The sequence below is a fragment of the Staphylococcus rostri genome (genome assembly GCF_002902145.1).
Lineage (GTDB): Bacteria > Bacillota > Bacilli > Staphylococcales > Staphylococcaceae > Staphylococcus > Staphylococcus rostri.
On record NZ_PPRF01000092.1, the window covers coordinates 1 to 1286 of the forward strand.

Below are 1286 nucleotides of genomic sequence, written 5' to 3' on the forward strand. Positions count from 1 at the left end.
AGGACTTCGACGAACGTTTACCGGAACTGTTGGACAACATGCGTGAAGACGACCTGTTGATTATCACAGCCGATCACGGTAATGACCCAACGGCAGAGGGGACAGATCACACACGTGAATACATTCCGGTGTTGTTCTACAGCCCGAAATTCAGCGGTGGCACTGCCCTCGACGGCGATACAACGTTCAGCTCTATCGGAGCGACAATCGCCGATAACTTCGGTGTGGACTTACCAGAATTTGGACGTAGCTATTTAAATGAATTGAAATAATATATGAAGGACCTCTATCGAAATGGTAGGGGTTCTTTTATTTTTTTGGATCAAGCGTTATTTTGTAGTTGATCGACGACGGATACCATATCGTCATGGATGACCAGTTGTGCGTCTGCATCAAACGGTGTCGTATCACGATTGATAATAACGAGATTTTGCCCGGTAAAGTTTGAAATGAGCCCCGCTGCAGGTTGAACGAGTAGTGACGAGCCTAACACAATCAATGTATCTGCTTGTTGTAACTTATTGAGTGCACTCAAAATCGTTGGTTCATGAAGCATTTCACCGTAAAGCACGATGTCAGGACGTATCGGACGCTTACACTCAGTACAATGTAGTAAATGCTGGTCAATGACTTCTGCTTTTGTATAGGCACGGTGACATTGCGTACAGTAGAAACGATTGAGTGTGCCGTGTAATTCATCCACGTGTTGACTACCCGCATCAGAATGAAGACCATCAATATTTTGTGTGATGACACCGAGTGATTGTCCTTGTTGTTCAAGATTGGCAATCCAGTGATGTACCGGATTAGGTTTTTTATCCTTGAAAAGTAGATAGCGATGACAAAATCCCATAAAGCCTACTGGATCCGCATTTAAATAATCATGACTTAATAAATACTCAGGCGATGCTCCCTGTTGTTCAATTGCATCATATAAACCACCGTCAGAACGGAAGTCAGGAATCCCACTTGCGACCGAAACGCCAGCTCCTGTAAAGAAAACGATGTTCGTTGAATGACCAATCATCTCTTTTAATTGTGCGATTGCATTATTCATTTTATATCACTCCCATTGATCATTGAAAAATTGTATTACTTTCATCTTAACATATGGCAATGTCAAGCATTGTCAGCAGGAATTATAGGTCTTAAAAAGTTCGTGTAGTTGACTATTACACTTTTTATGAATTAAAAAATTTTGCGTGTCAAATAATAAGATAAATTAATATAGTGCAATTACACAAACTTTAGAAACTCGTTAGTCTAATAAAATTATTATTTTATGT

1 protein-coding gene and 1 pseudogene are annotated in these 1286 nt (G+C 40.3%); one reads left to right on the forward strand and one right to left on the reverse strand.

Annotation, left to right across the window (positions count from 1 at the left end; all coding sequences use genetic code 11):
• Positions 1–272: pseudogene (locus tag CD122_RS10515) on the forward strand (phosphopentomutase); the annotation flags it as partial.
• A 50-nt stretch (positions 273–322) separates the two neighbouring features.
• Here the strand turns inward: CD122_RS10515 and CD122_RS10520 are convergent.
• Positions 323–1057, reverse strand: coding sequence for an NAD-dependent protein deacylase (locus CD122_RS10520; RefSeq protein ID WP_103358924.1), 735 nt, complete (start codon positions 1055–1057; stop codon positions 323–325).
• Positions 1058–1286 lie beyond the last annotated feature (229 nt).